Genomic DNA, 12672 nt, shown 5'->3' on the forward strand with positions numbered 1-12672 from the left:
ATGCCCCCGGCAATCCCGATCGCGACCTACCGCCTGCAATTGTCGGCGGACTTCGATTTCGATGCCGCAGCTTCCGTAGTGCCCTATCTGAAGGCGCTCGGCATCACCCACCTCTATGCCTCTCCCTTCACGCGCGCCCGCAAGGGCTCAACGCACGGCTATGACGTGACCGACCACGCCGAGTTCAATCCGGAGCTCGGCGGCGCAGCCGGCTTCGAGCGGTTGAGTGCCGCGTTGCGGCAGCATGATATGGGATTGATCCTTGATTTCGTGCCCAACCATGTCGGCGTGCATTGCGCCGATAATCCGTGGTGGCTCGACATGCTGGAATGGGGGCCGGCGTCGCCACACGCAGCCTCCTTCGACATCGATTGGGATCAGTTGCCCTATCGCGCCCGTGGCGGCGTGCTGCTGCCGATCATCGGCTCATCCTACGGACAGGCACTGGAGAATGGCGAGATCGAATTGCGCTTTGATGCCGGCGAAGGCAGCTTCTCAGCCTGGTATTATGAGCACCGGCTGCCGATCGCGCCGGAACGTTACGGCGAAATCCTGCGGATGGTCGTCAAGGAAGCCGGCTCAGAAGAAAGCACGGCCGGCAAGGCGATGCTGGCGCTGGCGCTGCGCTATCAAGGCCCGCGCCGTCCCAATCGCAAGGAAGCACCGGGCTTCAAGGCCGAACTGCAAAGCATTGCTGGAGCCGCCGGCATCATCGCGCGGGGGCTGGATGCCTACCGCGCCGGCGCGGACCACGCCGCTCAGACGCAGGCCCTGCATCATCTGCTCGAGCGCCAGCACTACAAGCTCGGCCATTGGCGGCTTGCTTCCAGCGACATCAATTACCGCCGCTTCTTCGATATCAACTCGCTGGCGGGCCTGCGCGTCGAGGATGCCGGCACCTTCGCCGCGATCCATCGCCTGGTCAAACGGCTGATTGCTGAGGACAAGCTCCACGGGCTGCGGCTCGACCACATCGATGGCCTGCGCGATCCCGTGCAGTATTTCCAGCGCCTGCGCCGGCTGATCCGCGATGCGCATGGCGGCCATGTCAGGCCATTCTATGTGGTGATCGAAAAGATTCTCGGCGAACACGAGAAACTGCCGTCATTTGCCGGCGTTCATGGCACCACCGGCTATGAGTGGATGAACACGATCACCCACGTGCTCACCGATGGCCGCGGACTGGAGCCGCTCGACGAGGTCTGGCGGCAGATCAGCAACCGCTCGCCGCAGCTCGAGCCGATCCTGCGGGAAGCCAAGCGCCGCGTTCTGGAAACGCTTCTCACCAGCGAGTTCACGGTGCTGACGCGCCTCCTGGCGCGCATCGCCAATGGGCACTACTCGACCCGCGACTATTCCGCCGACAGCCTGCGGCAGGCGCTCGAACTCTATGTGCTGCATTTTCCGGTCTATCGCACCTATCTGACGTCCTCGGGGCCATCAGAACATGATCGCCAGTTGATCTCGCAGACGATCGAGCGGGCCCGCGCCGACTGGTTTGCTGCTGATGACGGCATTTTTGATTTCCTGCGCGACACCCTGACGATGGACCTGATCAAGCCCGGCCGCGCACATCACAGCGCGCCGCGCGTGCGCCGGTTCGCTCTAAAGGTTCAACAGTTCACCGGGCCGATGATGGCAAAATCGCTGGAGGATACGACGTTCTATCGCTACCACCGCTTGCTCGCGCTCAACGAGGTCGGCGGCGATCCCGCCGCGAAGGCGTTGTCGGTCGACGACTTTCATCAGATCATGCGGGCCCGCGCCAGGGAATGGCCGCACGGGATGACCGCGACAGCTACCCATGACACCAAGCGCGGCGAAGATGCCCGGGCGCGCATCATGGCACTTTCGGAAATTCCGGGCGAATGGACCAGCGCGGTGGCGCGATGGAAGCTGCTCAACGCACCGCATGTGGTGGCTGACGGGGATCTGCGGGCGCCGTCTGCAGCTTTCGAATACATGCTCTATCAGGCGCTGCTCGGCGCATGGCAGCCGGACGACGCGTCGTTCGTGGAGAGGATGCAGGAATATGCGCTGAAAGCCGCGCGCGAAGGCAAGCAGGAAACCAGCTGGCTCAATCCCCACGCGGCCTATGAAGAAGGCGTGAAAGATTTCATCGCAAAAATTCTCGACCCTTCGCTCTCGGGCGAATTTCTCGCTTCCCTGCAGACGCTGGCGCAGCGGCTGTCGCTCCTGGGCGCCTTGAATTCATTGAGTCAGATCACGCTGAAGGCGACGATGCCGGGTGTGCCGGATTTCTATCAGGGCACCGAGCTATGGGATCTCTCGCTGGTCGATCCCGACAACCGGCGTCCGGTGGACTTTGCAGAGCGCGCGGGCCGCCTCGATGCGCTCAAAAATCCGGACTGGAAACGGCTCGTTGAAAAGTGGCCAAGCGGTCATCTGAAGCTCGCCTGGACACGGCATCTGCTCGAGCTTCGAACCGAGTTCGCCGATACCTTCACGAATGGCGATTATGAGCCCTTGGAGGTGAGTGGGCCGAGCCACGACCATTTCATCGCATTTGCGCGGCGCCGCGGCCGCGAGGCAGCGATCATCGTCGCCACGCGCTGGTTCGCGCCGTTCACCGATGGCGGCAGACACTGGGCCAGTCCGGAGGCGTATGAGGCCGTGCTGAATGTGGCCGGCTATGCGGTCGAGGGCTTTGCCGATGCCGATGCCACGCAACTGCGCCTGTCCGACCTGCTGGCGCATCTGCCGGCGGCCGTGCTGAAAGCGAGGTTCAATGGCGCGGCGAAACCGACACGGAAGCGTGAGCGCCTGGCGGCTATTTCTTCGTAAGCAACAGCTTGCCGCGGCTCTGAATCGCGGCCTGGGCCGCCTCGGCAAAGCGTTGCAGCAGCCATGGCAGCACGACTTCCACCTGCACATGATCCTCGGCGACGTCGACATGGCCCGCGGCGGCCTGACCGAGGGCGCGGACGCGGAAGATCATGCGACTGTCTTCCCACCGCTCCTCGTCGACGCTCAAGACCGGCACGCTGGAAGCGGCACGCGAAAGCCCGGTCTTAAGCCGGCGCATCGCCTCTTCGCGTCCAAGACTATGCGGGATGGAAACCACCAGCGGCTTGGTCATCGCAAGACTCCTCCTCACCTTAAGCGCATGTAATTGCTCGCGGTTCGAAAAGAAGAGGCGCCGTGATTGTCGCGGTGCAGTTCGGAACTTAGCTGACTCCCGGTTGTTGTTCCACGCAAAGGGCAGAACGTACAAAACGCCCCGTTCGGGCTGAGGAGAGATTCATGTCTATCGGCACTATTATCTTGATCATTTTCATCATCGCGCTGCTCGGCGGATTCAGCGGCATCGGCGGCGGACCTTTCTATGGCACCGGCTATTACGGCGGCGGCGGACTGGGTCTTGTGATCGTGATCCTGCTGATCCTGCTGCTGCTCGGGAAGCTGTGATCGGCTTTCAGTCTGCACCACACAAAAGTTGTCATCACCCGCCTTGTGCGCAATTGCGCACTGGAGCGGGTGATCCAGTATTCCAGAGACGTTCGTGATGAATCGAGAAGCCGCGGCGTACTGGATACCCCGCCTTCGCGGGGTATGACAGTGAGGGTTGAGGTTAAATCTTGCCAGCCAATTTCTTCATCGCCGGCTTGATCGATGCCGCCGCATCATCATAACCATCCCACGCCTTCGTCTTGCTCAGCAATCCCGGCACGGTGCGGACAGTGTACTTCTTCGGATCGAGGTCGCCGCGTACCTGCGTCCAGGTCAGCGGCATCGAGACCGTGGCGCCCTCGCGCGCCCGCGGCGACAAGGCGGCGACCGCCGTCGACATCCGGTCATTGCGGAGATAATCGAGGAAGATTTTTCCCTTGCGCAGCTTCTTCGACATGTTGAGCAGATAGCGCTCGGGATCATCGTTCGCCATCCATTGGCAGATGCCTTGCGCGAACGCCTTGGCCTCCTTCCATGACACCTTGTCCTTTGCGCCATGGAGAAGCGGCGCCACCACGTGCAGGCCTTTGCCGCCGGTGGTCTTGCAGAAGCTTTCAAGGCCGACGGCGGTCAGTCGCTCGCGCATGTCCTTGGCCGCCTCGATGACATCGGAGAATTCGACGTTCGGCGCGGGATCGAGATCGAATACCAGCCGGCCGGGCGTGTCATAGGCGTCGGGCGCGCAATTCCAGGGGTGCAGTTCGAGCCCGCCGATTTGCGCCACCGCGGCCAGCGCTTCGACCCTGTCGATCTGCAAATAGGGTTTGCGGTCGCCGGACACCTTGGCCAGCTCGAACAGGCTGGATGCGCCCTGCATGGCGTGACGCTGGAAGAATTTTTCACCGTGAATGCCGTCGGGTGCACGCACGATCGAGCATGGACGGCCCTTGATGTGCTCGATCATCCACGCGCCGACCGCCTCGAAATATTGCGCAAGATCGAGCTTGGTGACGCCGTCGCCATCGCCGGCATCTGGCCACAGCTCCTTGTCTGGCTTGGAGATCACCACGCCCATGACCTCTCCGGTCTTGCTGCCGGCCGGTTTTGCGCGGCTCGCCACGGCCTTGCCCTTGCCGGGCTTCGGCTGCGTAACGCCTTTCGTCGAGGGTGCCTCCGCTTCTACCTCCTCGGCCGGCTTGTCCTGCCGCAGTCCCTTGAACGCCGCCTGGCGGACGTTTCCGTCGGCGGTGAAGCCCGCGAACTCGATTTCCGCGACCAGTTCGGGCTTCAGCCAATGCACGTCGCGGGTTTTCTTCGGCGCGTTCTTGCCGCCGAACGGGCTCTTGTCGGAGGCCGCGGCCTTCAGCGCCGGCATGATGCGACGGACCTTGTCCTGCCCGAAACCTGTCCCGACCATGCCGACAAAGGCGAGATGGTCGCCGCGATAGACGCCCGCCATCAGCGAGCGGAATTTGCCGTTGGTGGTCTTCCAGCCGCCCAGCACCACCTCATGCCCGGCGCGGCATTTCGCCTTGGTCCAGCTCTCCGTGCGGCCGGAGCGATATGGCACGTCGAGCTTCTTGGAGACGACGCCTTCCAACTCGAGCTTGCAGGCCGATTGCAGGACGGCGTCACCGCCGCTTTCGAAATGCTCGACATAGCGGATCTGCTTGTCCTTGCCCTTGCGCGCCTCCAGCAGCTTCTTCAGCCGCGCCTTGCGGTCGCCGAGCGGCAGATCGCGAAGATCTTCGCCATCGGCGAACAGGAGATCGAACGCATAGAAGATCAGGCTTTCGCTGTCGCCGTCCGACAGCGCGGCCTGCAGGGTCGAAAAATTGGGCGCGCCGTTGTGATCGAGCGCGACGATCTCGCCATCGATCAGCACATCGGAAAGCGATTTCGCTTCATCCGCAATCGATTTGAACTTGTCGGTCCAGTCGAGACCCTTGCGCGTCTTGAGCACAGCGTCGCCGTCCTCGACCCGCAATTGCACGCGGTAGCCGTCGAACTTGATCTCATGGCACCAGCCTTCGCCGCCGGGCGGCCGCTCGACCACCGTGCAGAGTTGCGGCGCCACGAAATCCGGCATCGCGGTGACTTTCTTCGGCTTGGCCGACGCTGCCGGTTTGCGGGTCCTGGTCTCCGGGGTGGCACGCAGGGCCGCGGTCTTTCTGGCGGCGCGTGCCTCGGCGGCGTCGCCCCGGTTCGACTGCCAGACCGCGTCAGCCTTGGTCTTCGTGGCCAGCATGAACGGTTTCGGCGCCTTGCCCTTGCCTTGCGCGATCTGGTCCATCGTCCGGCCCGAGGCGACGGAGCGGTCTTCTTCCAGGACGTCGTTGGCCTCGCCCTCTTTGACGAATTCGTCGCGGTGCTTGATCAGCAGCCAGTTGGTGCGCTTGCCGCCGTAGCGGTCGCCGCGCATCCGAACCAAAACCCAGCTGCCATGCAGCTTACCGCCGTGCAGGGTGAATTTCAGGTCGCCCTTCTTGAAGCCGCGCTCGGGATCATCGGATTCCCAGAAGCCGCGGTCCCACAGCATCACAGTGCCGCCGCCATATTGTCCCTCGGGAATGGTGCCCTCGAAATCACCGTAGTCGAGCGGATGATCCTCGACCTCGACCGCGAGCCGCTTGTCGTGCGGATCGAGCGAGGGGCCCTTGGTGACGGCCCAGGACTTGAACACGCCGTCGAACTCCAGCCGCAGGTCATAGTGCAGCCGCGTCGCGTCATGCTTCTGGATCACGAAACGGCGCCGCGCGGCCGGCGCGACCTTGACGTCGCCGGACGGCTCGGCCGTCTTGCCGAAGTCGCGTTTCTTCCGATACGTGCTGAGCTTCTTCAACGCCACGGCAACCTCGCGCCTTGGGGCCGCTCGCAGGGCGGCATCCGGAACGAAAACCCATACTAACCGTTGAAGTTCCCAAACCCAACCTTTGCCGGAGATCGTCAATGGCCCCCCGCGCCTATTGGAAAGGCTCGCTGAAGCTCTCGTTGGTGTCATGCCCGGTGGTGCTGTATCCGGCCTCGACATCGGTCGAGAAGACCCGGTTTCACATGATCAACAAGGAAACCGGTAACCGCCTCAAGCAGCAGATGATCGATGCCGAGACCGGCGATGTCGTCGAAAGCGACCAGAAGGGCCGCGGCTATGAGCTGAAAAAGGGGCAGTATGTCGAGATCGAAAAGGAGGAACTCGAGGCCGTCCAGATCGAGAGCAATCACACCATCGAGATCGACAGCTTCGTGCCGCGGGACGAGATCGACAAGCGCTTTTACAACCATCCCTATTACATCGCGCCCGACGGCAAGGCCGCCGTCGATGCCTTCGCCGTGATCCGCGACGCCATGAAGGATGAGGACCGCGTTGCACTGGCGCGCATCGTGCTGACCAACCGCGAGCACGTCATGGCGATCGAGCCGCTGGGCAAGGGCCTGCTCGGCACCACGCTGCGCTACCCTTACGAGCTGCGCGACGAGGAAGACTTCTTCGATGGCATCAAGAGCCCGAAGATCACCAAGGACATGGTCGAGCTCGCCGGTCACATCCTGCACAAGATGGCCGCGCATTTCGATCCATCGAAGTTCAAGGACGAATACGAGGACGCGCTAAAGGCACTGGTGCGCCGCAAGGCTTCCGGCAAGCCGATCAAGATGCCCGAACCTGAGGAAAAGCCCGACAACGTCATCAATTTGATGGACGCGCTGAAGGCGAGCCTGAAGGGCAAGCCGGCGGCGAAACGGCGGGCGCATGGCTCAACCGCAAGGCGGGCGCCGGCACGCCGGACGGCAAAGAAAGCGCACCGGTCGACCGCGAGGCATCGGAAAGCGAGTTAGACTCGCTCTATCCACGTCATTGCGAGCGCAGCGAAGCAATCCATTCTCACCTCACGCGCTGATAGATGGATTGCTTCGTCGCTGCGCTCCTCGCAATGACGGGGCTACTGCCGCAGCCCTCCTAACCTCCCCTCTCTTCGGCCTCCTCGCATCCCGCTTGCATTACCTGAAACCGGAAGGCATTTTCCCCGGAACCTGACGCCACCGACAACAACGGCGCCGCCCCCGGGGAGGATTTGATGGCATTGACGAAGTCGCACGTAGCAGGACCGACCACGCCTGCGGTGCGGGAAATGACATTCGGCGATCTCCTGCGCAAGGCCGTCGAGGAAGCGCCCGATCGCCTGGCCCTGATTGCCGGCGTGCCGGATCCGACGTTGCGGCGGCAATGGACCTACGCAGAATTTTACCGCGAGTGCCAGCGCACCGCGCGTGCGCTGCTGTCGCGCTTCAAACCCGGCGAGCGCATCGCCGTCTGGGCGCAGAACATCCCGGAATGGATGATGCTCGAATTCGGCGCCGGGATGGCGGGTATGATCCTCGTCACTGTGAACCCGGCCTTCCGCGCCCGGGAGGTCGAATACGTGCTGAAGCAGTCGCGTTCGGCCGGCGTCTTCGTGGTCGACGGCTTTCGCGGCAACCCGATGCTGGAGACAGTGCGGGAGGTCAAGCCGAACTGCCCCGAATTGCGCGAGATCATCTGCTTCGACGATTGGAATGCGTTCATCGCTGCCGGCGACGACGAAGATATCAAGCTGCCGGCCGTCAGCCCCGACGATCCCGTCATGATCCAGTACACCTCGGGCACCACGGGCTTTCCGAAGGGCGCCCTGCTGCGTCACCGCGGCCTGCTCAACAACGGCGCCGACACCGCCGACCGCATGGGCGTCGATCCCGGCGACGTCTTCGTCACCACGATGCCGCTGTTTCATACCGGCGGCTGCGTCTGCTGTGTGATCGGCGCTGTATCCAAGGCCGCGACCACGGTGCTGGTCGAAGCCTTCGAGCCCGGCCTCGTGCTGGAGATGCTCGGGACCTATCGCGGCAACGCCATGCTTGGCGTTCCCACCATGCTGGTGGCGATGATCGAACATCCGACATTCGCCACCACCGATCTATCTTCGGTGAAGGCGATCTGCTCGGGCGGCTCCACGGTGCCGGCGGCGCTGGTGCGGCGGCTGGAAGAAAAGCTCGGCGCGCCTTTCACGATTGTCTTCGGCCAGACCGAATGCTCTCCCGTGGCGGCGCAGACCCGCACCACCGACAGCGTGGAGGACAAGGCCAACACGATCGGCCTGCCGCTGCCCAACATGGAAACCAAGATCATCGATCCCAACACCGGCGAGACCGTGCCGATCGGCACGATCGGCGAATTCTGCACCCGCGGCTACCACGTCATGATCGGCTACTTCGAAATGCCCGATGCCACCGCGGCTGCGATCGATGCCGAGGGCTGGCTGCATACCGGCGATCTCTGCGCGATGGATGAACGCGGCTATTGCACCGTGGAAGGCCGCCTCAAGGATATGATCATCCGCGGCGGCGAGAACATCTATCCGCGCGAGCTGGAAGAGCTGCTGTTCAGGCATCCCAAGGTCGGCGAGGTCGCGGTGATCGGCGTTCCCCATGAGAGATGGGGCGAAGAGGTTGCGGCCTTCATCCGGCCGGCGCCGGGTGCAGTCATCGAAAAAGAAGAACTGATCGACTACATGCGCGCCTCGCTCGCCCCTCACAAAACGCCAAAGCACTGGTTCGTGGTGGAGGCATTCCCGCTGACCGGATCGGGCAAGATCCAGAAATTCAAGCTGCGGGAAGCATGGACCAAGGGCGAGATGACGGCGATCTGAAGCGCGAGGTGCCATTCCTATGCAACCGCAACGATGATAGCTTGGACGGGCACTGGGGGCCATCAATGCCGTATCTGAATTCGACCTTGATGCGCGAGTCACCACGTCCAAGCATCACCTGCCGTAATATCACTCGGCGTGCGAGCAGATAGGCCGTCATCATGTTTGACCGCGCCTATCGGCAGCGCCTCGAAGCTGACTTAGTGCGGTGGGAAGCCGATGGCGTGATCACGCCCGCGGTTCTCACTTCCATCCGCGCCGCCCTTCCTCCGCTCGCGCCCGGCGTCAACATCGCGATCATGGTCGCCATTGTCGGTGGCCTCTTGATCGCTGCGGCATTCCTGGCGTTCGTTGCGGCCCACTGGACCGAAATCCCGCGCCTGCTCCGTCTGGCCATGCTGTTCGCCGGCATCCTCATTTCCCATGGCCTCGGCGGCTGGTTTGCGCGGTCCGGCCAGCCGGTCCTCGCTGATCTCAGCGCCGCCGTCGGCGCGCTGATCTTTGGCGCTGCGATCGCGCTGATCGGCCAGATGTACCACCTGGGCGGCGACTTCGCCGGCGGCATGCTGCTGTGGGCGATGGGCGCGCTCGTGGCCGCAGCGCTGACCGGCTCGCGCGGCGCGCTGGCGGTAGCGCTCGCCGCCGCGACCATCTGGAGCTGGATGCGCACCTACGAAATGGGCGATCCGCATTTTGTGTTCGCGGCGTTCTGGCTGGTGGCCGGCGGCCTCGCGCTGGCCTGGAATTCTCGCGTGGCGGCTCACCTCGTCGCGGTTGCCGCAATTCCGTGGTGGATGTCGTCTGCATTTCAGCTCCATGCCGATTTCCGCGCGTCATTCGCGCTCGCCAACGGTGCCGCATTGATCTTCGGTGGCGGCCTCGCACTTGCCGCATCGCCGCAGCCGCGCGCGAACCAGGCCGGGTCCGTCCTCTCCACCTATGGCGCATTCTCGCTGGCAGGCGTCGCCATCCTGGAGGCGATCATGGCCAACGAGGTCTTCCGCCTCCGCGTGGGACTAGCAAACCAGCCACTTTGGATCATCGCATGTGGCGCCGCGGGCGTGATCCTCGCCTTTGCCGCCGCGGCATCAACGCGCCGGGCCGGCACGGCCTTCGCGGCTATTGCGATCGGGCTGGCCCTTGCGGCCACCGCCCTGTGGACGCCCCGGCAAACGGGCGATCCATGGCTGGTCTATGCCGCCCTGCTCTGCGCCATGCTCAGCCTTGTCGTTTCCGGCATGCTCGACGACGTCCGTCCGCGGATCGTCGCCGGATGGCTCGGGATCGCGGGCGTCATCGCCGCTATTACCTGGGCGGTGAAGGGATCGCTGCTCAAGCGCTCCATCTTTCTCGCGACATCAGGCATTGTCGCCGTGGTGCTTGCATTCGGGCTCAATCGCTTCGTGCCGAGGAGCCGCGAATGACCGAGATATCAGCTGCATCCCTCGCCGAACGCCTGGCGCGCGTTCCAAAGCTGGTGCTGTTCGGCGTTGCCGCACTGGTTCAGATCGCACTGCTGGCGGTGATGATCATCGACCGCGTTCAGGTTCTGCGTGACGGCACTGAGGTCACCTTGCAAACTCGACCGATCGATCCCAGGGATTTTTTGCGCGGAGACTACGTCGTCTTGGGTTACGACATCACGCAACTGCCGGCGGGCGCGCTGCGAAACCAGCCCTCCGGCGAACGCCATCCGTTGGTGTACGTGAAACTCGCGCCCAATCCCGACGGCGTCTACCAGGCGGTTTCGGTCCATGCCGCGCCGGTCGCAGTGACGAGCCCGGAGGTGCTGATCCGCGGCCGGGCCACCTATGGCGCTACCTGCGGCGCGAAGTCAGACCTCTTCTGCGAAACCCTGACGCTTCGCTACAATCTCGAAAGCTATTTCGTTCCCGAAGGTGAGGGCCGCAAGCTTGAAGATATGCGCAACCAACGCAAGTTGCAGGTCGTCGCGGCCGTCCTGCCCTCCGGGCGGGCCGCCGTCAAGCGCCTCCTGATCGACGGCAAGCCGGTCTATGAGGAGCCATGGTTCTAGCGCGCGCGTCCGTGGCGTAGCGTTTCACGAACCGGCGCGGCCCTACCCCTTGAACATCGGCTGCGGATGGATGCAATCCCTGAAATCGGCAAACTCCTTCCACGCCGGCTCCGGCGGGTCCTTTCCTGCGACCGGCGCGTAGATTGACGGCTCGATCAACGCCAGCCGTTGGCTCTGATTGGCTGGCTGGGGCCGGTAACCCCAACCGAGACCGTGTTTTTCCGGACGCAAACCGGTACCCACCCTCCTCGAGACGGTATAGAATATCAACGCCGAAGATCCGGCGGACGGGTGATTATCATGACTGCCATACCGGCAAGCCGAACCATTATTGCCATCATCGCGCTTGTTGCGGCGTGCGGCGCGGCGGTTGCCTTTGCCATTTTCCACGTGCGCAGTGAGGCGCCGGCTGATGCTGTCGCCGCAACAAGTGCACCGGCGGCCCCCCATCCTGCGGACGGACGAGATCAGAATGCGACCCCGCTCGCGACGGCCAAGGCGGAAACGAATGCCGTCGTCGATGGGTTGATCGGACGTCCCCCGGCGCCAGAGAGCAGCGATGGCGTGCCGACGTTCGACGTGGCCCGCATCGAGCCGTCGGGCGAAGCCGTCATCGCCGGCCGGGCAGCGCCGGGCGCAACGGTGGAACTGCTGCGTGACGGCGAGGTACATGATCGTGCAGTTGCAGATTCGTCTGGGCAATTCGTCATTGTCCCGCCAAAACTCCCTTCAGGCACCTATGACCTGACGCTGCGCTCGAAACAGGCTGACGGTACGGTGGCGACGTCCAAGCAGCGCGTGACCGCCGCGCTGGAACCGAAATCAACCGAGCGGCCGATCGTCGCGCTGGTCACCCCGGACAAGCCCACCGTCGTGCTGTCGCAACCGGCCGGGCCGAAAGCAGCGGCTGGTGCGGTGGTCGTGGAAACCGTCGAGATCGAAAAGAGCGGCAAGTTCCACGTCAGCGGACAGGCACGCCCCGGCGCGGCCTTGCGGCTTTATCTCAACGACAGCTTCGTTACGTCGGTAACGGCCGGCACGGATGGGAAGTTTGCAGTCACCATCAATGAAGGCGTCGCGCCGGGCAATTACCGCGTCCGGCTGGACGAGGCGTCGAGCACCGGCACGGTGCGCGCCCGCGCCGAGGTGCCGTTCAGTGCGCCCGATACCACGGCCTCCGTGTCGGCACAGGCCGCAGCATCCAAGCGCGTCGACCCGGCACAACAGCCGCAGCTTGCGGCCGCGGGGGCGACGGTCTTGCCGGACAGCGGCTCGTCGCCTTCCGCCGTAGTGGTGCCGAAGATCACTACCACGACGGTCTCGCGCGGCGACAGCCTCTGGCGCCTCAGCCAGCAATCATACGGCGCCGGCACGCGCTATGCCGTGATTTACAAGGCGAACAAGGAACAAATCCGCAATCCCAACCTGATTTATCCCGGCCAGGTGTTTGTGGTGCCCGCGCAGTGAGTGTATCGCTGGCTCTGGATACCGCTGGCTCGTAGGACCGCGACGGCCTCCGTTCCCCGGACGCAGCGCAGCACGTAG

Annotated in this window: 9 protein-coding genes; 7 read left to right on the forward strand and 2 right to left on the reverse strand. The window is 63.6% G+C overall.

Features of this window, described 5'->3' with window-relative positions; translation table 11 throughout:
* The gene (gene treY / locus QA643_RS32895) at nt 1–2805 is read left to right on the forward strand and encodes a malto-oligosyltrehalose synthase (protein WP_283029817.1); all 2805 of its coding nucleotides are present in this window, start codon (nt 1–3) and stop codon (nt 2803–2805) included.
* Here the strand turns inward: treY and QA643_RS32900 are convergent.
* A complete protein-coding gene (locus QA643_RS32900) occupies nt 2792–3100 on the reverse strand; it encodes a polyhydroxyalkanoic acid system family protein (protein WP_283029818.1) in 309 nt (102 codons plus the stop codon). The two genes, treY and QA643_RS32900, sit on opposite strands and share 14 nt — an antisense overlap.
* A gap of 164 nt (nt 3101–3264) precedes the next feature.
* On the opposite strand from QA643_RS32900, the gene QA643_RS32905 reads away from it, so the two are divergent.
* Complete coding sequence (locus tag QA643_RS32905; protein ID WP_283029819.1) at nt 3265–3429, forward strand: DUF3309 family protein; 165 nt, start codon at nt 3265–3267, stop codon at nt 3427–3429.
* 163 nt (nt 3430–3592) lie between these two features.
* Here the strand turns inward: QA643_RS32905 and ligD are convergent, their stop codons facing one another.
* Complete coding sequence (gene ligD / locus QA643_RS32910; RefSeq protein WP_283029820.1) at nt 3593–6259, reverse strand: DNA ligase D; 2667 nt, start codon at nt 6257–6259, stop codon at nt 3593–3595.
* A 101-nt stretch (nt 6260–6360) separates the two neighbouring features.
* On the opposite strand from ligD, the gene QA643_RS32915 reads away from it, so the two are divergent.
* The 5 genes from QA643_RS32915 (at nt 6361) to QA643_RS32935 (ending at nt 12594) form a co-directional block, all read left to right on the forward strand.
* On the forward strand, nt 6361–7245 hold the full coding sequence (locus QA643_RS32915; RefSeq protein ID WP_283029821.1) for a Ku protein: 885 nt from the start codon (nt 6361–6363) through the stop codon (nt 7243–7245).
* Between the two features lie 239 nt (nt 7246–7484).
* Nucleotides 7485–9092, forward strand: a complete 1608-nt coding sequence (locus tag QA643_RS32920) for an AMP-binding protein (protein ID WP_283029822.1) — start codon at nt 7485–7487, stop codon at nt 9090–9092.
* A gap of 161 nt (nt 9093–9253) precedes the next feature.
* Nucleotides 9254–10516 (forward strand): DUF2157 domain-containing protein, encoded by a 1263-nt coding sequence (locus QA643_RS32925; protein WP_283029823.1) that lies wholly within the window; start codon nt 9254–9256, stop codon nt 10514–10516.
* Nucleotides 10513–11127, forward strand: a complete 615-nt coding sequence (locus QA643_RS32930) for a GDYXXLXY domain-containing protein (RefSeq protein ID WP_283029824.1) — start codon at nt 10513–10515, stop codon at nt 11125–11127. Before QA643_RS32925 ends, QA643_RS32930 begins: the two co-directional genes overlap by 4 nt.
* A gap of 168 nt (nt 11128–11295) precedes the next feature.
* Complete coding sequence (locus QA643_RS32935; RefSeq protein ID WP_283029825.1) at nt 11296–12594, forward strand: LysM peptidoglycan-binding domain-containing protein; 1299 nt, start codon at nt 11296–11298, stop codon at nt 12592–12594.
* Nucleotides 12595–12672: the final 78 nt, after the last annotated feature.

Source organism: Bradyrhizobium sp. CB3481, from assembly GCF_029714305.1.
Taxonomy (GTDB): Bacteria; Pseudomonadota; Alphaproteobacteria; order Rhizobiales; family Xanthobacteraceae; genus Bradyrhizobium.

Excerpts from the sequence above, each read along its gene's own strand:
- treY (WP_283029817.1), top strand. The coding sequence starts at position 1 with ATGCCCCCGGCAATCCCGATCGCGACCTACCGCCTGCAATTGTCGGCG.
- QA643_RS32900 (WP_283029818.1), bottom strand. The coding sequence starts at position 3,100 with ATGACCAAGCCGCTGGTGGTTTCCATCCCGCATAGTCTTGGACGCGAA.
- QA643_RS32905 (WP_283029819.1), top strand. The coding sequence starts at position 3,265 with ATGTCTATCGGCACTATTATCTTGATCATTTTCATCATCGCGCTGCTC.
- QA643_RS32915 (WP_283029821.1), top strand. The coding sequence starts at position 6,361 with ATGGCCCCCCGCGCCTATTGGAAAGGCTCGCTGAAGCTCTCGTTGGTG.
- QA643_RS32920 (WP_283029822.1), top strand. The coding sequence starts at position 7,485 with ATGGCATTGACGAAGTCGCACGTAGCAGGACCGACCACGCCTGCGGTG.
- QA643_RS32925 (WP_283029823.1), top strand. The coding sequence starts at position 9,254 with ATGTTTGACCGCGCCTATCGGCAGCGCCTCGAAGCTGACTTAGTGCGG.
- QA643_RS32930 (WP_283029824.1), top strand. The coding sequence starts at position 10,513 with ATGACCGAGATATCAGCTGCATCCCTCGCCGAACGCCTGGCGCGCGTT.